This is a genomic window from Tardiphaga sp. 619_E2_N8_4 (assembly GCF_051810905.1).
Taxonomy (GTDB): Bacteria; Pseudomonadota; Alphaproteobacteria; order Rhizobiales; family Xanthobacteraceae; genus Tardiphaga; species Tardiphaga robiniae.
Genome location: NZ_JBPWQJ010000001.1, coordinates 6,221,988 through 6,240,620 on the forward strand (window position 1 = coordinate 6,221,988; position 18,633 = coordinate 6,240,620).

The following is an 18,633-nucleotide window of genomic DNA, read 5'->3' on the forward strand; positions in this document are numbered from 1 at the left end:
ATCCTGCGGAAAAGCCGGCATAATCGGTCGAACCCTCGCCTTATATGACCGTTCTAATAGACTGCTTCGGTTCACAGGATTCAGCACATTGACGATTTCCCGACGCCGCCTTCTCCAGACCAGCGCCTTCGCCGCACTTGCCCCTGTCATCGGTGGTGCCGGCAGCCTCTCCGTCATCGACGCAGCAAGTGCCCAGTCTCCGGCAAAAGGTGCAGAGTGGCGCCACGCGCTGTCCCTGTTCGGGGAGATCAAGTATCCCGCGGAGTTCAAGCGCTTCGACTATGTCAATCCGGAAGCGCCTAAGGGCGGCGCCGTCCGCCAGATCGCGATCGGCACCTTCGACAACTTCAACATCGCGGTGGCCGGCGTGAAGGGCAACATTGCCGGCGCCGTCGGGCTGATCTACGAGTCCCTTACGACAGGATCGCTGGACGAGGTCTCGACCGAATATGGTCTGCTCGCCGAAGCCGTCAGCCACCCCGAGGATTACTCCTGGGTGTCCTACCGGCTGCGGCCGAATGCCAAGTGGCATGATGGCAAGCCGGTGACCCCGGAGGATGTGATCTTCTCGCTGGAGTCCTTCAAGAAATATCACCCGCAATATTCCGCCTATTACCGCCATGTGGTGAAGGCCGAGAAGGTCGGTGAGCGCGAGATCAAGTTCACCTTCGATGCACCCGGCAACCGCGAATTGCCGCAGATCGTCGGCCAGCTCACGGTGCTGCCCAAGCACTGGTGGGAGGGCAGCAACGCCTCCGGCACCAAGCGCGACATCGGCAGCACCACGCTGGAGATGCCGCTCGGCAGCGCCGCCTATCGCATCAAGGAGTTCGTCCCGGGGCGCTCGGTGTCGGTGGAGCGTGTGAAAGACTATTGGGGGCGCGACCTCAACGTGAATGTCGGTCGCAATAATTTCGACGAGCTGCGCTACGAATATTTCCGCGACGGCACCGTTGCGCTCGAAGCCTTCAAGGGCGACCAGGTGGATTGGCGCACCGAAAATAGCGCGAAGAACTGGGCGACGGCCTATGACTTTCCGGCGGTGGCCGAGAAGCGCGTCATCCTCGAAGAATTCCTCAATCGTTCGTCGGGCATCATGCAGGGCTTCGCGCTCAACATTCGCCGCGACAAGTTCAAGGATGCGCGTGTTCGCCGCGCGCTGAACTATGCGTTCGACTTCGAGGAGATGAACAAGCAGATCTTCTTCGGCCAGTACAAGCGCATCTCCAGCTATTTCGACGGCACCGAGCTTGCGTCGTCGGGCCTGCCGGAAGGCAAGGAGCTGGAGATTCTGGAGACGGTGCGTGCCGAAGTGCCACCGGAGGTTTTCACCAAGCCCTATACGAATCCGGTCGGTGGCAGTGCTGAAAATGTACGCGGCAATCTTCGCGAAGCGCTACAATTGTTCAAGGAAGCGGGCTACGAAGTCCGTGATCGCAAACTGGTCAATGCCAAGACCGGTGCGCCGTTTGAGCTGGAATTGCTCGGTGAGGATCCCTCTTTCGAGCGCGTGATGCTGTTCTTCAAGCCGTCGCTGGAACGTCTCGGCATCGGCGTGTCGGTCCGCACCATCGATGCCACGCAATATGAGAACCGGCTGCGGACCTGGGATTTTGACATCGTCGTGTCGTCCTGGCCGGAGTCGCTGTCGCCTGGTAACGAGCAGCGTGAATTCTGGGGCTCGCAGGCAGCCGATATGGCCGGCTCGCGCAACATCGTGGGCATCAAGAATCCTGCGATCGACAAGCTGATCGATCGCGTGATCTTCACCAAGGACCGCAACGATCTCGTCGCTGCGACCAAGGCGCTGGATCGTGTGCTGCTGTGGAACAACTTCGTGGTGCCGCAATGGACCTACAACAAGGTCCGCACCGCGCGCTGGGATCGCTTCGGTCGTCCGCCTGAGCCGCCGAAATACGGGCAGTCGGGTTTCCCAGCCATCTGGTGGTACGACGCCGACAAGGCCGCAAAGATCGGCAAGCGCTCTTGAGGAGCACATCGCGCATGGCGCAGCTCAATCGTCGGCACGTGCTGGGTCTCGGGATCGGCGCTATCGCGGCGTCACGCTTCAGCCCCGCTTTGGCGCAAGCGCCGAGCGAAGCCCACGGCATCTCCGCCTTTGGCGATCTGAAATATCCGGCCGATTTTCCGAATTTCGACTACGTCAACGTCAAGGCGCCGAAGGGCGGCGCCTTCTCGACGGTGCCGTCGAGCCGTGCATTCAACCAATCGTTCCAGACCTTCAATTCGCTGAACGCCTATGTTCTGAAAGGCGACGGCGCGCAGGGCATGGGCATGACCTTCGCCCCGCTGATGGTGCGCGCGGGCGACGAGCCAGACGCGATGTATGGGCTGGTCGCGAAGTCCGTGCAGATCTCTGCCGATGGTCTGACTTACAGTTTTACTTTGAGGCCGGAAGCGCGCTTCCACGATGGCAGCAAGCTCACCGCGCGCGATGCGGCGTTCTCGCTGACGACGCTTAAGACTAAGGGCCACCCCATCATCACGCAGCAGATGCGTGATATGGTGAAGGCCGAGGCTGTCGATGACGTGACGCTGGTGGTGACCTTCGCCGAGAAACGCGGCCGCGACGTGCCGTTGTTCGTTGCAGGCATGCCGATTTTCTCGCAGGCCTATTACGATAAGCGCGCATTCGATGAGACGTCGCTGGAGACGCCGCTCGGTAGCGGGCCTTACAAGGTCGGGCGCTTCGAGGTCGGGCGTTACATCGAATTCGACCGCGTGAAGGACTGGTGGGGCGCAGACCTTCCGGTCAACCGGGGCAGCTACAATTTCGATACGGTGCGGTTCGATTTCTATCGCGACCGCGACGTGGCTTTCGAAGGCTTCACCGGTCGCAATTATCTGTATCGCGAGGAGTTCACCTCGCGCATCTGGAACACGCGTTACGATTTCCCGGCGGTGAAGGATGGCCGGGTCAAGCAGGAGATGCTGCCCGACGATACACCGTCCGGTGCGCAGGGCTGGTTCCTCAACACACGCCGCGCCAAGTTCAAGGATCCGCGTGTGCGCGAGGCGCTCGGTAACGCATTCGATTTCGAATGGACCAACAAAACCATCATGTATGGCGCCTATGTGCGCACGGTGTCGCCGTTCCAGAACTCTGACCTGATGGCGACTGGTGCGCCGTCGCCGGAAGAGCTCGCATTGCTGGAGCCGTTCCGCGACAAGGTGCCGGCCGAGGTTTTCGGAGCGCCCTATCTGCCACCGACATCGGATGGATCAGGTCAGGACCGTGCGCTGCTGCGCAAGGCGATCCAGCTCCTGAACGACGCCGGCTGCGTGATGAAGGACGGCAAGCGCATGACGTCGCAGGGTGAGCCGTTCAAGATCGAGTTTCTGCTTGATGAGCCTGCTTTCCAGGCGCATCACATGCCCTATATCAAGAATCTCGGCACGCTCGGCATCGAGGCCAGTGTGCGCCTTGTCGATCCCGTGCAGTTCCGCGCACGCCGCGACGATTTCGACTTCGATGCGGCCATCGAGCGTTTCAGCTTTTCCACGATTCCCGGCGATTCCCTGCGCTCGTTCTTCTCGATGCAGTCGGCCACCACCAAAGGCTCGAACAATCTCGCCGGTATTTCCGATCCTGTCGTCGATGCCCTGATGAACGAAGTCATCGCCGCCGATACGCGACCCAAGCTGGTTTTCGCGGCGCGAGCGCTGGATCGTGTCATCCGTGCCGGGCGCTACTGGGTGCCGCAATGGTATGCGGCCTCGCATCGCGTGGCCTATTGGGATGTGTTCGGCCATCCCGCCAATCTGCCGAAATATATCGGCGTCGGTGCCCCCGATCTGTGGTGGGCGTCCGCAAAACCTTCAAGTGAGCAGGCCAAATAGCATGGGCGCATATATCGCACGGCGCGTGCTACTGATGTTTCCCACACTGCTGGGAATCCTGTTCGTCTCCTTTGTCGTGGTGCAGTTCGCGCCCGGTGGTCCTGTCGAGCGCGTGATCGCGCAACTCAGCGGCGCCGATACCGGTGCCTCACGCGTCTCCGGCTCGTCCGGCGGTGACTTTGGTAACCGTGCGCAGCCGGGTGCCGCAGGCGATGCGGTGAACTCGAAATATCGCGGCGCGCAGGGGCTCGATCCGGATTTCGTCAAGAGCCTGGAAAAGCAGTTCGGCTTCGACAAGCCTGCGCCTGAACGTTTCGCGCTGATGTTGTGGAATTTCGCGCGCTTCGATTTCGGCAAGAGCTATTTCCGTGACACGACGGTGCTGCAGCTGATCAAGGAGAAGCTGCCGGTCTCGATGTCGCTCGGCATCTGGATGATGTTGATCACCTACCTGATCTCGATTCCGCTCGGCATTCGCAAGGCAGTGCAGGACGGCTCGCGCTTCGACACCTGGACCTCGGCGGTCATCATTGTCGGTTTCGCCATTCCCGGCTTCCTGTTCGCGATTCTATTGATCATCCTGTTTTCGGGTGGATCGTTCTGGAGCATCTTCCCGCTACGCGGCCTGACGTCAGACGGCTGGAGCCAGTTCCCGTGGTACTGGAAGATCATCGATTATTTCTGGCACATGACGCTGCCGCTGATCTCCATGGTGCTCGGCGCCTTCGCCACCATGACGCTGCTGACCAAGAACTCGTTTCTCGATGAAATCCGCAAGCAATATGTGATGACGGCGCGCGCCAAAGGCTGCAATGAGCGGCAGGTGCTCTACAATCACATCTTCCGCAATGCCATGCTGATCGTGATCGCCGGATTCCCGGGCGCATTCATCCACGCCTTCTTTTCGGGTTCTCTGCTGATCGAGACGATCTTCTCGCTTGATGGCCTCGGCCTGCTCGGCTTCGAGAGCGTCCTCAACCGCGATTATCCCGTGGTGTTCGGCACGTTGTTCATCTTCTCGCTGGTCGGTCTGGTGGTGAACCTGCTGTCCGATCTGGCCTATATGTGGATCGATCCGCGGATCGACTTTGAGGCGCGAGAAGTCTGATGACCATCACCGCGCCCCTTCCCGTGGAGAGCACCACACAGTCGCCGTTCGGCGAAGCCGTGCCGCCATCGCGGCATCCGCTCGGCATCTCGCCACTCAACCAGCGCCGCTGGCAGAACTTCAAATCCAATCGCCGTGGCTACTGGTCGTTCTGGCTTTTCATGGCCCTGTTCTTCATCTCGCTGTTCGCAGAGGTGATCGCCAATGACCGGCCGTTCTTCATCAAGTTCGACGGCAAGATGTATTTCCCGGCTTTCGTCACCTATTCGGAGACGACCTTCGGCGGCGACTTCGAGACGGCCGCGGATTATCGCGACCCGTTCCTGCAGAAGCTGATCGCCGAGAAGAACGGCACGATCCTCTGGCCGCTGATCCGCTATTCCTACGATACGCATAATCTCGATCTGCCGACGCCGGCACCGTCTAAACCGACATGGATGCTCACCGAGGAACAGTGCAAGCCGGTGGTTGAAAAGAAGGGCCTCAAGAGCTGCCGCGATCTCGAATATAACTGGCTCGGCACCGACGATCAGGGCCGCGATGTCGTGGCGCGGCTGATCTATGGCTTCCGCATCTCGGTGCTATTCGGCCTCGCGCTCACCATCGTTTCGTCAATCATCGGCATCGCCGCAGGCGGTGTGCAGGGTTATTTCGGCGGCTGGGTCGATTTGGCGTTCCAGCGTTTCATCGAAATCTGGAGTGCGATCCCGTCGCTCTATTTGCTGCTGATCCTGTCATCGGTTCTGGTGCCCGGCTTCTTCGTGCTGCTCGGCATCTTGCTGCTGTTCTCATGGGTGTCGCTGGTGGGCCTTGTGCGCGCTGAATTCCTGCGCGGTCGTAACTTCGAATACATCATGGCGGCGCGGGCGCTTGGCGTGTCCAACGCCAAGATCATGATCCGGCATCTGCTGCCGAACGCGATGGTCGCGACCATGACGTTCCTGCCGTTCATCGTCTCGTCCTCGGTGATGACACTGACCGCGCTGGATTTCCTCGGCTTCGGCTTGCCGCCGGGCTCGCCGTCGCTTGGCGAACTGCTGTCGCAGGGCAAGGCCAATGTGCAGGCGCCCTGGCTCGGCTTCACCGGTTTCTTCGCGGTGGCGATCATGCTGTCGCTGTTGATCTTCATCGGCGAGGGCGTGCGCGATGCCTTCGATCCGCGCAAGACGTTCAGGTAGGGCCGCAGCATGGATGCCATCAACCAGCCGCTGCTCGATGTGCGCGATCTTTCGGTCGCGTTCCACCATGGCGGCAATACATCGGTCGCGGTCGACAGGGTGTCGTTCGAGATCAAACGGGGCGAGTGCGTGGCGCTTGTGGGCGAGTCCGGCTCGGGCAAATCCGTCAGCGCCATGTCGATCCTGCGACTGTTGCCCTATCCGACGGCATCACATCCGTCCGGCCATATCCGTTTCAAGGGCCACGAGCTCCTGAGCATGTCGGAGCGTGAGATCCGCGGCATCCGGGGCAACGATATCTCCATCATCTTCCAGGAGCCGATGACCTCGCTGAACCCGCTGCACACGATCGGTGCGCAGATCGGCGAGATACTGCAACTCCATAACGGCATCCGCGGCAACAAGGCGCGCGAACGAACGCTGGAATTGCTGACGCAAGTCGGCATTCCCGACCCGGAAACACGCCTCGCTAGCTATCCGCATCAATTGTCGGGTGGTCAGCGCCAGCGCGTGATGATTGCGATGGCGCTCGCCAATGAACCTGATCTCCTGATCGCCGATGAGCCGACCACTGCGCTGGACGTCACGGTGCAGGCGCAGATTCTCGCATTGCTGGCTGACATTCGTCAGCGGCTCGGCATGAGTCTCCTCTTCATCACCCACGATCTTGGCATCGTCCGCCGTATCGCCGATACGGTGTGCGTGATGAACAACGGCAAGATCGTCGAGCAGGGGCCGGTGGAGCAGGTGTTCACGGCGCCGCAGCATCCCTATACCAAGGCACTCCTTGCCGCCGAACCGAAGCCCGACCCCGCGCCGCCGCGGCCGGAAGCGCCGGTGGTGATGTCCACGGACGATCTCAAGGTCTGGTTTCCGATCAAGCGTGGATTGCTGCGCAAGACGGTGGGTCATGTGAAGGCCGTGGACGGTGTCAGCCTGAAGGTACGGCAAGGCGAGACGCTCGGCGTCGTCGGTGAATCCGGCTCCGGCAAGACGACGCTCGGTCTTGCGCTACTGCGCTTAATTTCCTCGCAGGGGCCGATTGTGTTCCTCAGCAAGGATATCCAGGGCCTGCAGTTCAAGGACATGCGGCCGATCCGGCGTGACATGCAGATCGTGTTTCAGGATCCGTTCGGGGCGCTGTCGCCGCGTATGTCAGTCGGCGATATCGTCGCCGAGGGGCTCAGCGTGCATCAGCCTTCCCTCTCGTCGGAGGATCGTGAGACGCGTGTTGTCAAGGCGCTGCAGGATGTCGGGCTCGATCCCAAGACGCGGTTCCGCTATCCGCATGAGTTCTCCGGCGGCCAGCGCCAACGCATCAGCATCGCGCGCGCAGCCGTGCTTGAGCCGAGCTTCGTTGTGCTGGACGAGCCGACCAGTGCGCTCGACATGCTGTTCCAGGCGCAGATGGTGGACCTCCTGCGCGAGCTGCAGCGCAAGCGCGATCTCACTTATCTGTTCATCTCGCATGACCTGCGCGTGGTCGCGTCACTGGCCAGCCATCTCATCGTGATGCGCCATGGCAAGGTGGTCGAGGAAGGGCCGGCGGCCGAGCTGTTCAAGAATCCGAAGACCGACTACACCCGCGCGCTGTTTGCCGCAGCGTTCAGGATCGAAACGGCACCGGGCGGGGATGCTGCGCAGTAGGACACGATGACGAAAGACAACGATCACCGTCCCACCATTACGGACCGTGCTGCCGATGTCGCTGTCTCGGCCCCGACGGTGGTCGGACGCGGCTTCATGACCTACGAACGGTACGATATCGCGATCATTCGCGCGGACGATGAGACGTTGCGGCAGCAGCGCGACGTGCTGCGTGCGAGCAAGGTGGCAGCAGTAATTCCCATCGATCTGGAGCGCGGCAAGATCGTACTGATCCACCAGTTCCGTTTGCCGGCGCATCTAGCCACGGGGCGTGGCGAGATGGTCGAGATCGTCGCCGGGCGGATCGATGGCGATGAAACGCCGCTCGCTGCCGCTGCGCGAGAATGCGCGGAAGAGATCGGCGTAACGCCGCAGCGTTTGTTTGAACTCTATAGCGTGCTGCCGACGCCAGGCTGTACCGACGAATATATCACGTTCTTTCTCGGCTTCGTCGACAGCAGCAAGGTGCCTGTTCGGGGCGGCCTCGTCGGAGAGACGGAGGATACCCGGCCTTTCGTGGTCTCCATCGACGAGGCGATCGCGGCGCTGGATAGCGGCGCAGTTTACAACGGCTTGATGGTTAGCGCCCTGCAATGGCTGGCGCTGCATCGTGACCGACTGCGGGATTACTACGAGCGCGCGGTGCCTAGCCCAGTCGTCTGATGCTGGTCACGTCGCTGCCTGCCGCCTTGATCCGCGCAATGGCGCCTTTCGTGTCTTCAATGGCCGTCGCCATGTGATGCGCATTGGCATGCACGATGGTGTCGGCATCGCGAACGATGGCGACGTGCCCTCTCCAGAAGATCATATCGCCGCGCTTCAGATGTTGCATCTCGGCGTTTGACAAGGCGCGGCCGAGGCCACTCTCCTGCATGTCGCTGTCGCGGGGGCATCCGGTTCCCGCGGCGATTAGTGCGATTTGCACCAGGCCGGAGCAATCGATACCGAGGCTGCTCTTGCCGCCCCAGAGATAGGGCGTGCCGATGAAGCGCTCGGCCACGGCAACGAAGTCGGTCTCGAACGCATCGATCTCCGCGATATGCTGCTTTGGCACGCAATGTCCGGCGCTCGTCATGGCAAATGCGTCGGTCATCTTGACGATGGCCAGGCTCGCGCCCAGCGGCAGCGTATCTGTCGGCGGCAGCTTGATCGAGGGCCCAGGAAAAAGGAACGTCCGGAGCGCGGTCACTTTGTGTGTTGGCGTCGGCCCGGGTGGATAGAGTGCGAGATCCGAGAGCCAGCCGACATAGCCGTCGCCATTGAGTTGGCCCCAGGCCCAGCCTTCGTCGTTGCGGTCGTAGATGGTGAAGCGCTCGCCCTTCAAGGCCTGCGTATTCATTTCTGCGCCGGAGAATGGTTGGAGCCGCATGGAGGCGACGCCATCGGCAACCTCGAATTCTTCGCCGTCGACGAAGCGCGCGGCCTCGACTTGACCTTCAAGATATCGCGCGGCCACGTCTGGTCGCGCGGGTGTGAGCCTGGGATCTCGTTTATCCATAGCGTTGGCTCAAGAGCTGATAGATTGCGCGTGCGGCCTGGCACTCGCCCCCTTCGGGGCGCGCCGGTTTCGCCGACGGCGTCCAGCCATAGATATCCACGTGAAGCCAGCTCTTCGCGGCTTCGACGAAACGCTGCAGAAACAGCGCGCAGGTGATCGAGCCCGCAAAACCGCCGGAGGGCGCGTTGTTGATATTGGCGACCTTGGAGTCGAGCCAGGCATCGTAGGGAGCCCAGAGCGGCAGTCGCCAGAGCGGATCGTTCTGCTCCTTCGCACAGCGCGCGATGTCCAGTGCCAGCGTCTCGTCATTGGTGTAGTAGGGCGGTAGATCGGGTCCGAGCGCTACGCGTGCAGCGCCGGTCAGCGTGCCCAGATCGACCAGCAGGTCCGGCTTCTCCTCGTCGGCATAGGCCAGTGCATCGGCCAGCACCAACCGCCCCTCGGCATCGGTGTTGCCGATTTCGACCGTCGGCCCCTTGCGCGACTTGAAGATATCAAGCGGACGAAAGGCATTGCCGGCCACGGCGTTCTCGACAGCAGGGATCAGCACGCGCAACCGCACTTTCAGCTTGGCGTCCATTACCATCAGCGCCAGCGCGAGAACATTGGCCGCACCGCCCATATCCTTCTTCATGATCAGCATGCCGCTCGATGGCTTGAGATCGAGGCCGCCGGTGTCGAAGCAGACACCCTTGCCGACCAGTGTCACTTTAGGATGCGACGGATCACCCCAGGAGAAATCGATCAGTCGTGGCACGCGCGTCGAGGCCATGCCTACGGCGTGGATCAGCGGAAAATTCTGTTGCACGAGGTCGTCGCCCACGATGCAGTTGAACTCTGCGCCAAAACGCGTGGCGAGATCCCTGGCGGCCGCGGCGAGTTCTTCCGGTCCCATATCGTTCGACGGCGTATTGATGAGATCGCGCGCCAGTGCTGCAGCCTCGGCCATGCGGCTGATATCGGCGACATCGATACCATCCGGCGGCACCAGCTTCGCCTTGGGCTCATCATTCTTGCGATAGCGGCCGAAACGATAGCTGCCGAGCGCAAAAGCCAGTACGGCGAGGCGGGTGTCGTGGGGGGCGTTGGCGAAACGGTAGGTGCCGGGCGGCAGCAGGCCAGGCAACTGTCCGGGGCGGAACAGGTCACGGAAGGTCGCGCTGTCGTCTTCCAGTCCGAAGATCACCTGGGCAATGGCGCCGTCCTCTGCTGGCAGCGCCAGCCACGCGCCGGGCTTCGCCGCAAAACCGTTGGCCGCGGCGAAAGCTCTCGCCCGCGCGGGGAGTGCCGCGCTGATTTCGGGCCAGGTCGTCTTGGTCGCGAAGGTGATCGGTATGGCGGATGCGGCGGCAGCGGTCTCGAAGGCGGAATGCATATGCGGAATCTCGCGAAAGGGAGCGGCAATGACACCCGAAGCGCAAAGGGCGTCAAGCGACGGTATGGGAGGATATGGCGCGGTCTGCACCGATTAACCAGCCATTAGGGTTAACACTCTATTGCTGAAGGCGTCCGGCCCGCCCGTTCGCGCCATTGTTGAGTCAACCTGTCATGCGTCAGCCCCCTTGTCTTGCCCGGCTTTTGACGACCGCGGCGGTGACCGCGATCCTGGCCGCAGGCCTTGCCGGCTGCAAGACGGCGGGCATGTCCGATATCACCGGTTCCCTTGGCGCTCGGGCGGAAGCACCAAGCGATACCGATCCCGCGCGTGCTGCCGAAGTCTATGGCGAACGCTATCGCGCCAATCCCAAGGATGCTGACGCTGCCCTGCGTTACGGCCAGGCGCTCCGGGCCAACGGCCAGCGGGCCCAGGCCGTTTCGGTGTTCGAACAGGCGACGCTGACGAATCCCGGCAACAGGCCGCTGCTGGCAGGCTACGGCCGCGCGCTGGCCGACGCCGGCAGCTTCCAGCGCGCCTTCGATGTGCTGACCACCGCACATAGCCCAGCCAATCCGGACTGGCGTATCCTGTCGGCACAGGGCGCCGTCCTTGACCAGATGGGGAGGCATGACGAAGCCCGCCGTTACTACGACAGCGCGCTGAAGATCAGGCCGGAGGAGTCGTCCGTGCTCTCCAATCTCGGTCTGTCCTACATGCTCTCGAAGGATCTGCCGCAGGCCGAGGCGACGCTGCGCCGCGCGCAGGGCCGCGGCAATGTCGATCCGCGCGTTCGCCAGAATCTCGGTCTCGTGGTTGGCCTGCAGGGCCGGTTCGGTGAAGCGGAATCTATCGTGAGGGCTGACCTGCCCCCAGACGAAGCAGCGGCGAATGTCGCCTATCTCAAGCAGATGCTGAGCAGTAAAGGTCAGCCCCGCCTGGGCGCCCGGGACGACGACGCGCCGCGTCGGTCGTAATTTCTCGCAGGTCAAATTTCGCAATGACGTTGAGCAAGGCCAAGCTCACCGGCCTCACTGCATCGCTGCGACCTTGATGCCCGTTGGGCCGAGAATGACGACGAACAGAACCGGCAGGAAGAACAGGATCATCGGCACCGTCAGCTTCGGCGGCAGCGCGGCGGCCTTCTTCTCGGCTTCGTTCATGCGCATGTCGCGGTTTTCCTGCGCCATCACGCGAAGGCTCTGACCGAGCGGAGTGCCGTAGCGTTCCGACTGCATTAGCGCCAGACAGACTGATTTGACGCCCTCCAATCCGGTACGCTTTGCGAGGTTCTCATATGCAACCTTGCGATCCTGCAGATAGGACAGTTCGGCCGTGGTCAATGTGAATTCCTCGGCCAGCGCCACCGACTGCGTTCCGATCTCGATGGACACGCGGCGAAACGCGACTTCGATGGACATGCCGGATTCGATGCAGATCAGCAGCAGATCGAGAGCGTCCGGAAACGCGCGGCGGATCGAAAGCTGGCGTTTGGTGATTGCATTCTTGAGAAAGATCATCGGCGCCTGCAGGCCAAGATAGGCGGCACCGAGGCACATGCCGATCTTGATGGGCATCGACTGTTCCATGCGCGAGATGACGAACACATAGAGGATCGCGAAGACGAGGAACACGATCGGCGTGACGGCGCGGAAGAACAGGAAGGTGATATAGGGCGCTTGGCCGCGATAGCCGGCCATGACCAGCTTGTCGAGCGCGGCTTCCTGCGCCAGCCATTTGCTGAGGTTGAACTCGGTCACGACCTTGGAGACCAACTGCTTCGGCGTCTGGCGCAGCGACACTCTCTCGCCTTTCGCCATGCGGTCCCGCTCGCGCTGCCGCAGCCGCTCCCGTTCGCTGGCGACCGCTTTCATTCGCTTGGCGAGGCCATCGCCGGCGAATAGCGGCGTCAGCAGGCTGTAGGCCGTTGCCGCAACCGCGATCGCGGCCAGCAGCATCGTCATGAAACGGATGTCGTGAAGCTTTGCTATCAGGAGATCGAGCATGCTGGCACCATCAGAAGTCGAAGTTGATCATGCGCTTCATGACGTAGATGCCGCAGGACATCCAGACCACGCAGGCCGCCAGCATCAGGCGGCCTGTCGGATGGGTCCACAGCAGCGAAATATATTCAGGCGTGCTGAGATAGACGAGCAACATCACGATCGGCGGCAGCGAGCCGATGATGCCGGCGGACGCCTTGGCTTCCATCGACATGGCCTGGATTTTCTCGGCCATCTTCTTGCGGTCGCGCAGCACCTTGGAGAGATTGCCAAGAGCTTCCGAGAGGTTGCCACCCGACTTCTGCTGAATCGCGATGACGATGCCGAAGAAGTTGGCCTCCGGAAGCGGCATGCGCTCATAGAGCCGCGCACAAGCATCGCCGAGCGGCATACCTATGGTCTGAGTTTCGATGATGGCAAGAAATTCGCTGCGCAGGGGTTCGGACGCGTCGGCGGCGACAACCTTGATCGAATCGAACAGCGGCAGGCCGGCTTTGATACCGCGAACGATGACGTCGACGGCATCCGGCAGCGCCTTGAGGAATGCGGCTTCGCGCCGCTTCTTGAGAAAGCTGAGAATCCAGCGCGGCAGGCCGAAGCCGGCGGCGAATCCGAGACCGGCGGCCGCGAGCAGACCGCCGCCAAACATCATGGTCATTAGGAAGCTTCCGCCTCCCAGAATGCCGGAGATCACCATGAATTTCTGGTCGCTCCAGTCGAGGCCGGCCTGCGCGATCCGGATTCCGAGCGGGATCTTCTTTTCCTTCTGGAGACGTGCTTCGACTTCCTTGAGAGATCCTTCGACCTGCTCGCGCCGGGACCGCTGGTTTCTGTCGACCTGGCGCGCCACGGGCTCCGTCCGCGCGACCGATGCACGGCGGGTTTCGGCCTTCTTCTCGCCGGACAACAGCGGATAGAGAAAAACCCAGGCCAGACCGCCGACAGCGATGCTGGCCATGAATGCCAATGCGAGCGCCTGCATGTTCATCATTCGCTCCTCAGTTCGGCGCTATGACTTCGGCAGCATCGAGCGCCGCCGCGAGCCGCTTCTCCTCGCCGTAATAGCGGGCACGATCCCAGAACCGCGGGCGGCCAATGCCGGTCGAGCGGTGCCGTCCGATGATGTTGCCGTTGGCGTCTTCACCGACCATGTCGTAGACGAACAGGTCCTGCGTAATGATGGTGTCGCCTTCCATGCCCATCACCTCGGTGATGTGCGTGATGCGGCGCGAACCGTCGCGCAGACGGGCCGCCTGAACGATGACGTCGATCGACGCGCAGATCATTTCGCGAATGGTGCGCGAGGGCAGCGAGAAGCCACCCATGGTGATCATGGATTCGCAGCGCGACAGCGCTTCACGCGGATTGTTGGCGTGGAGGGTGCCCATCGAGCCGTCATGGCCGGTATTCATCGCCTGCAACAGGTCGAATGCCTCGGGTCCGCGGACTTCGCCGACGATGATCCGCTCCGGACGCATACGCAGACAGTTACGCACCAGTTCGCGCATCGTGACCTGGCCTTCGCCCTCGATGTTCGGCGGCCGGGTTTCGAGCCGAACCACGTGGGGCTGCTGCAGCTGAAGTTCAGCGGCGTCTTCGCAGGTGATGATGCGCTCGTCGTCGTCGATATAGTTGGTGAGACAGTTCAGCAGCGTGGTCTTGCCCGAACCGGTACCGCCGGAGATCAGCACGTTGGCGCGGCAGCGGCCGATGATCTGAAGGATCTGGGCGCCGTCCGGCGAGATCGCGCCGAATTTGACCAGCTGCTCGAGCGTCAGCTTGTCCTTCTTGAACTTACGAATCGTCAGCGCAGGACCATCGATGGCCAGCGGCGGCACGATGGCGTTGACGCGCGAGCCGTCGGCAAGACGAGCGTCGCAGATCGGTGAGGATTCATCGACGCGGCGGCCGACCTGGCTGACGATGCGCTGGCAGATATTCAGCAACTGCTGATTGTCGCGGAAGCGGATGCCGGTCTTCTGGATCTTGCCGGCGACTTCGATGAACACCGTGCCGGCACCATTGACCATGATGTCGGCGATGTCGTCGCGCGCCAGAAGCGGCTCGAGCGGCCCGTAACCGAGCACGTCGTTGCAGATGTCGTCGAGCAGTTCTTCCTGCTCGGCAATGGACATCACGATGTTCTTGATCGCGATGATCTCGTTAACGATGTCGCGGATTTCCTCGCGCGCGGATTCGCCGTCGAGCTTGGCGAGCTGCGCGAGGTCGATCGCCTCGATCAGGGCGCCGAAAATCGTGGCTTTGACCTGATAGTAATTTTCGGAGCGACGCTCTGCGATGACGGGGGCCGCTGGTGCAGCACGCGCGGGTGACAGCGGCGGCGATGACACAGCCGGTGGCGCAGACGCAGCCATCGCGCCGGGAGAGGGCTCCGGCGCGCTGGCGGGCTTGACGGCCCGGACATCCGTATCTGTTCCGCTACGCTTACCAAACACGACAACACTCCATGCGGCGGATTATTTCGACCGCAACTTCTCCAGGAACGGACCCAGGAAGGATCCTCGTGGCTTCTTGGCCTCGCCGCGGCCCGTCAGCCGCTGCGCAATTTGCAGAAAGAGTTCGGTGGTGCGATGGCTGGCCGCAATCTCGGCAATCATCTGACCATTATTGGCGGCCGAGCCGAACATCTGTGGATCGAACGGGATCGTGACGATCGGCGGTGTCTCGATGGCCTTGGCGAATTCGCTGGCGCTGATTTCGGGCCGCTTTGGAACGCCGACCTGGTTGAGGCAGTACAGCGGTGCGCGATCATTGGGGCGTGACGCCTTGATCAGATCGTACATGTTCTTGGTATTGCGCAGGTTGGCGAGATCCGGTGCTGCAACGATCAGGATGTCGTCCGCGCCGATCAGGGCCCGCTTGGTCCAGCCCGACCATTGATGCGGCACGTCGAGCACGATGCAGGGCATTGTCGACCGCAGCGTGTCAAAGATCGAGTCGAAGGCCTCGGCGCCAAAGTCGTAGACGCGGTCCAGTGTGGCAGGGGCAGCCAGCAGACTGAGCTGGTCGGTGCACTTCGACAACAGTCGGTCGATGAAGGCGGTATCGACACGATCCGGCGAGAACACCGCGTCGGCGATGCCTTGCGGCGGGTCCTGGTTGTAGTCCAGCCCGGCAGTTCCAAAGGCAAGATCGAGGTCGGCGACAACGGAGTCCAGTGCCAGATCGCGCGCGATCGCCCAGGCGACGTTGTGAGCGATGGTGGACGCGCCGACGCCGCCCTTGGCGCCGACTACGGCAATGATACGGCCGACCGCCTTGGCTTCCGGCGCCGAGAACAGTCCGCAGATCGAACGAACGACGTCGATAGTCGCAACAGGCGCGATCACGTAGTCGCTGACGCCGCGACGAACGAGCTCGCGGTAGAGCGTGACATCGTTGACCTTGCCGATCACCACCACGCGGGTACCGGAATCGCAAACCGTCGCCAGTTGATCAAGGCCAGCGAGAATGTCGCCGCGCGGTTCGGTCTCGAGAACAATGACGTTCGGCGTCGGTGCTGACCGATAGGCCTCGATGGCCGCAGGCATGCCGCCCATCTGAATCTTGATGTGAGCCTTGCCCAGACGCCTGTCCTCGGCGGCGGCCTGCACAGCGGCAGCGGTTTCCACGGTCTCGCAGAACGCCTGCACCGACACCCGCGGTGCCGGCGCAATATGCTCCTCTGCCGCGGGTGTTGCGGCGGAGGGCTGCTCGTCTGCGGTTTTCTGCGCGTAGCTAATCATTGGCCCACATTGCTGATTCTGGTCTTGTCTTCGGGATAGGTCGTCGCAGTGCTCTCACCCTTGCGATACTTGTCCAGCACGACGGTACGTCGGCCGGCATAGACAGGGGTTTCGGCGCGCGGCTGAACCAGGTCGGAAGGATTGGCGACCATGGCGGCGAGATTGCGTTGCTGGGCGCAGCCGAGATTGTAATATGGCTTGTTCGCGAGATAGCCCTTGTTCTTGATCGACGACGCAAGGTCGTCGGGCCAGGTGCCGCACGGACCAGCCGAAGCCGCGATCAGCGGGTAGCTGACGCGGATGGTCGGCAACATACGCGGATCGCTCGGCTGATAGCTGCGCATCAGGACGCCGTTCTGGGGCACACCAATCGCCATCAGGAGCGAATGAACCTCACGATAAGACTCTCTGGCGGCGCGTGCGTTCGGTGTATTGACCGGCACCTCCGCAGTGATGACGCCGGTGCCTTCGCGCAACCAGTCCTGACCGAGCGATACGACATCCGCGCGCTGTGTGGCCGACAGGCCGCCGCGCTGGCTGCCGACGAAGACCTCGGTGGTCTTGGCCCGTTCTTCGACAACGATGGGATGCCGCAGCCGGTAATCGTCCGGTATGCTCGACGTGGTGTCCTGCGCAACGGTCTTGCAGCCGCCGAGCGCAAGCGCCAGGAACAGCAGCGCGCCAGTGGCGGTCCGTGTGCGCGAAGAGTGTATCGCTGTATGATTGATCATGGTCATCGGATACTTGCCCCGTCTCAATCCGTGATGAAACCGAAAACGCCGCGATAGCTGCGCGTCGGTTGGGTCGGCTCGGTGCGGTGCGGTGCGCCATAGATGCGGTTGACGTTGCCGAGCAGATCGGCCTGCGGATCGGATGCATCCACGAAGCCGTCATCCGGACGCGAGAGATCCTTCTGCGCGACGGCGCGGACCACATAGGGCGTTACCAGGACCATCAGCTCGGTGTTGTTGTTGACGTAATCCCGGCTGCGGAACAGCGTGCCCAGCACAGGCAATTGCGACATGCCCGGCAGGCCGCTGATGGCCGCTTTGGTCTGCTGCTTGATAAGGCCGGCCATCACCATCGAACCGCCGGACGGAATCTCGAGCGTGGTGTCCGCACGGTTGACCTTGATCGCCGGGATCGAGGTTCCGCTGATCGTGACGGAATTTTCCTGCGATAGCTCGGAAACTTCGGTGCCGACACGCAGGCTGATACGACCTTCGCTCAGAACCACCGGCGTAAAGCCCAGCGAAATACCGAATTTCTTGAAGGTAATCTGCGTCGTACAGATCCGCGTCGTGGGATCGCAGGTATTGCCGCCGGGGACCGGGAATTCGCCACCCGCAAGGAAATTGGCGGTCTCGCCGGAGATCGCGGTCAGCGTGGGCTCGGCAAGCGTCCGGATGACGCCGGCGTTTTCCATCGCCTTTAGCGTCGCCGTGACGGATGGTGTCGATCCGAAGGATGCCTTGAGGGCATTATCGGAGACCAGGCTGCCGCCGCGCGCCGTGAACGGGTTGCTATTGTTGAAGTTGACGACGGACGTGCCGTAGCTCATCGATGCCGACAGATCGACGCCGAGCTGCTTGACAATGTTGCGCTGGACTTCCGCAACGGTGACCTTGAGCATGACCTGATCACGCCCGCGCACCGAGATGCTGTTCACGACCTTGTCCATGCCGCCGACGAGGCGCGCCGCGAGGTCCGCGGCCTGCTGCGCTTCGACCTGACTCGATGCCGTACCCGACAGCATCACGCCATCGCCGAGACCTTCGATGCGAATATCCGTATTGGGCATGGTCTGCTTGAGCGCGGCCCGAATACCGTTCAGGTCGCGCGTGACGGCGATATCGTAGGCGGCGATCTGCTGGCCGTTGACGTCGAAGAATACGATGTTGGTCTGGCCTACGGTCGCACCGATGATGTAGGCGCGCTGTGCCGAACGCACGACGGCGTTGGCGATCTTGGGATCGGCGACCAGCACATCCTTGATGTCGCGCGGCAGGTCGATGACGATCGACTTGCCGATGCCGAGCGGCAGGAATTTTGCGTTCAAGGCGCCGGCGCTGCCGGCTTGCATGGACGCGGAGTCGGCCGCGAAAACGGGCGTCAATACGGGATTGATCGTGAGCGCCGTGATGGCGGTGAGCGACAGCGCGCGGGCTGCAAGAGCCCGCATCGATCCGCCTGTTGTGATGCGCTTCATCGCCTGCG

15 protein-coding genes are annotated in these 18,633 nt (G+C 62.0%); 7 read left to right on the top strand and 8 right to left on the bottom strand.

Translation table 11 applies throughout. The features are described 5' to 3' along the window. The first annotated feature begins 88 nt into the window (after nt 1-88). Genes AB8A23_RS29560 through AB8A23_RS29585 form a run of 6 tightly spaced genes read left to right on the top strand, consistent with a single transcriptional unit; the run spans nt 89 to nt 8,457 of the window. Entirely contained in the window at nt 89-1,990 is a 1,902-nt protein-coding gene (locus AB8A23_RS29560; protein WP_309947385.1) for an extracellular solute-binding protein, read from the top strand. A gap of 14 nt (nt 1,991-2,004) precedes the next feature. Then, complete coding sequence (locus tag AB8A23_RS29565; protein ID WP_439057436.1) at nt 2,005-3,861, top strand: extracellular solute-binding protein; 1,857 nt, start codon at nt 2,005-2,007, stop codon at nt 3,859-3,861. Between the two features lies 1 nt (nt 3,862). Continuing rightward, nucleotides 3,863-4,969 (top strand): microcin C ABC transporter permease YejB, encoded by a 1,107-nt coding sequence (locus AB8A23_RS29570; protein WP_068736211.1) that lies wholly within the window; start codon nt 3,863-3,865, stop codon nt 4,967-4,969. After that, nucleotides 4,969-6,147: an ABC transporter permease gene (locus AB8A23_RS29575; protein WP_175365655.1), complete on the top strand. Its 1,179-nt coding sequence runs from the start codon at nt 4,969-4,971 to the stop codon at nt 6,145-6,147. Before AB8A23_RS29570 ends, AB8A23_RS29575 begins: the two co-directional genes overlap by 1 nt. 9 nt (nt 6,148-6,156) lie before the next feature. Further along, nucleotides 6,157-7,794 carry an ABC transporter ATP-binding protein gene (locus tag AB8A23_RS29580; RefSeq protein ID WP_439057437.1) on the top strand — a complete coding sequence of 546 codons (1,638 nt, stop codon included), beginning with the start codon at nt 6,157-6,159 and terminating at the stop codon, nt 7,792-7,794. A gap of 6 nt (nt 7,795-7,800) precedes the next feature. After that, nucleotides 7,801-8,457: an NUDIX domain-containing protein gene (locus AB8A23_RS29585; protein ID WP_439057438.1), complete on the top strand. Its 657-nt coding sequence runs from the start codon at nt 7,801-7,803 to the stop codon at nt 8,455-8,457. Here the strand turns inward: AB8A23_RS29585 and AB8A23_RS29590 are convergent. Then, nucleotides 8,441-9,292 (bottom strand): C40 family peptidase, encoded by an 852-nt coding sequence (locus tag AB8A23_RS29590; protein WP_439057439.1) that lies wholly within the window; start codon nt 9,290-9,292, stop codon nt 8,441-8,443. The two genes, AB8A23_RS29585 and AB8A23_RS29590, sit on opposite strands and share 17 nt — an antisense overlap. Further along, nucleotides 9,285-10,667, bottom strand: coding sequence for a leucyl aminopeptidase family protein (locus tag AB8A23_RS29595; RefSeq protein WP_439057440.1), 1,383 nt, complete (start codon nt 10,665-10,667; stop codon nt 9,285-9,287). Before AB8A23_RS29595 ends, AB8A23_RS29590 begins: the two co-directional genes overlap by 8 nt. A 173-nt stretch (nt 10,668-10,840) precedes the next feature. Between AB8A23_RS29595 and AB8A23_RS29600 the strand changes: the two genes are divergently transcribed. Continuing rightward, the gene (locus tag AB8A23_RS29600; RefSeq protein WP_120288694.1) at nt 10,841-11,644 is read left to right on the top strand and encodes a tetratricopeptide repeat protein; all 804 of its coding nucleotides are present in this window, start codon (nt 10,841-10,843) and stop codon (nt 11,642-11,644) included. Nucleotides 11,645-11,698: 54 nt separating this feature from the next. Here AB8A23_RS29600 and AB8A23_RS29605 read toward each other — a convergent pair whose 3' ends face one another. Genes AB8A23_RS29605 through AB8A23_RS29630 form a run of 6 tightly spaced genes read right to left on the bottom strand, consistent with a single transcriptional unit; the run spans nt 11,699 to nt 18,625 of the window. Next, complete coding sequence (locus AB8A23_RS29605; protein ID WP_175365649.1) at nt 11,699-12,673, bottom strand: type II secretion system F family protein; 975 nt, start codon at nt 12,671-12,673, stop codon at nt 11,699-11,701. A 10-nt stretch (nt 12,674-12,683) separates the two neighbouring features. Continuing rightward, a complete protein-coding gene (locus AB8A23_RS29610) occupies nt 12,684-13,658 on the bottom strand; it encodes a type II secretion system F family protein (RefSeq protein WP_309947396.1) in 975 nt (324 codons plus the stop codon). 10 nt (nt 13,659-13,668) lie between these two features. Further along, the gene (locus AB8A23_RS29615) at nt 13,669-15,126 is read right to left on the bottom strand and encodes a CpaF family protein (protein WP_120288696.1); all 1,458 of its coding nucleotides are present in this window, start codon (nt 15,124-15,126) and stop codon (nt 13,669-13,671) included. 21 nt (nt 15,127-15,147) lie between these two features. After that, complete coding sequence (locus AB8A23_RS29620; protein ID WP_439057441.1) at nt 15,148-16,416, bottom strand: AAA family ATPase; 1,269 nt, start codon at nt 16,414-16,416, stop codon at nt 15,148-15,150. Then, nucleotides 16,413-17,147 carry a CpaD family pilus assembly protein gene (locus tag AB8A23_RS29625; protein WP_089263573.1) on the bottom strand — a complete coding sequence of 245 codons (735 nt, stop codon included), beginning with the start codon at nt 17,145-17,147 and terminating at the stop codon, nt 16,413-16,415. Before AB8A23_RS29625 ends, AB8A23_RS29620 begins: the two co-directional genes overlap by 4 nt. A 23-nt stretch (nt 17,148-17,170) precedes the next feature. After that, on the bottom strand, nt 17,171-18,625 hold the full coding sequence (locus AB8A23_RS29630) for a type II and III secretion system protein family protein (RefSeq protein ID WP_439057442.1): 1,455 nt from the start codon (nt 18,623-18,625) through the stop codon (nt 17,171-17,173). Between the last annotated feature and the right edge of the window lie 8 nt (nt 18,626-18,633).

Excerpts from the sequence above, each read along its gene's own strand:
- AB8A23_RS29610 (WP_309947396.1), bottom strand. The coding sequence starts at position 13,658 with ATGAACATGCAGGCGCTCGCATTGGCATTCATGGCCAGCATCGCTGTC.
- AB8A23_RS29570 (WP_068736211.1), top strand. The coding sequence starts at position 3,863 with ATGGGCGCATATATCGCACGGCGCGTGCTACTGATGTTTCCCACACTG.
- AB8A23_RS29575 (WP_175365655.1), top strand. The coding sequence starts at position 4,969 with ATGACCATCACCGCGCCCCTTCCCGTGGAGAGCACCACACAGTCGCCG.
- AB8A23_RS29630 (WP_439057442.1), bottom strand. The coding sequence starts at position 18,625 with ATGAAGCGCATCACAACAGGCGGATCGATGCGGGCTCTTGCAGCCCGC.
- AB8A23_RS29605 (WP_175365649.1), bottom strand. The coding sequence starts at position 12,673 with ATGCTCGATCTCCTGATAGCAAAGCTTCACGACATCCGTTTCATGACG.
- AB8A23_RS29585 (WP_439057438.1), top strand. The coding sequence starts at position 7,801 with ATGACGAAAGACAACGATCACCGTCCCACCATTACGGACCGTGCTGCC.
- AB8A23_RS29565 (WP_439057436.1), top strand. The coding sequence starts at position 2,005 with ATGGCGCAGCTCAATCGTCGGCACGTGCTGGGTCTCGGGATCGGCGCT.
- AB8A23_RS29580 (WP_439057437.1), top strand. The coding sequence starts at position 6,157 with ATGGATGCCATCAACCAGCCGCTGCTCGATGTGCGCGATCTTTCGGTC.
- AB8A23_RS29595 (WP_439057440.1), bottom strand. The coding sequence starts at position 10,667 with ATGCATTCCGCCTTCGAGACCGCTGCCGCCGCATCCGCCATACCGATC.
- AB8A23_RS29590 (WP_439057439.1), bottom strand. The coding sequence starts at position 9,292 with ATGGATAAACGAGATCCCAGGCTCACACCCGCGCGACCAGACGTGGCC.
- AB8A23_RS29620 (WP_439057441.1), bottom strand. The coding sequence starts at position 16,416 with ATGATTAGCTACGCGCAGAAAACCGCAGACGAGCAGCCCTCCGCCGCA.
- AB8A23_RS29625 (WP_089263573.1), bottom strand. The coding sequence starts at position 17,147 with ATGATCAATCATACAGCGATACACTCTTCGCGCACACGGACCGCCACT.
- AB8A23_RS29600 (WP_120288694.1), top strand. The coding sequence starts at position 10,841 with ATGCGTCAGCCCCCTTGTCTTGCCCGGCTTTTGACGACCGCGGCGGTG.